At 66.4% G+C, this 253-nt stretch carries 1 pseudogene; it reads right to left on the bottom strand.

Annotation, left to right across the window (positions count from 1 at the left end):
• A pseudogene (locus SB756_RS32740) lies at positions 1-253 on the bottom strand (MFS transporter); the annotation flags it as partial.

A 253-nucleotide genomic window follows, 5' to 3' on the forward strand; every position in this document is an offset into this window, starting at 1 on the left:
GCGCCTGCCGCGCCGGCGAGGCCGAACAGGCCGATCTCGGTGTGGGACAAGGACAGTGGCGGGGCACTCAATGGCAACACCAATGGCGTCCACAGCACGGTGCCGGCGGCGAAGATCAGCATCGCCAGCACCGCCCGGTCCCGCAGCACTTTTTCCTCCCTGAACAGTTGCAGCAGCGAACCGAGCAATTGCCCGTAACCCTGGGTGGCCTTGGGTTGCTCGCGGGTAGGCAGGGTTTTCCACAGGGCCAGGG

Source organism: Pseudomonas sp. SIMBA_068, from assembly GCF_046534705.1.
GTDB lineage: Bacteria > Pseudomonadota > Gammaproteobacteria > Pseudomonadales > Pseudomonadaceae > Aquipseudomonas > Aquipseudomonas putida.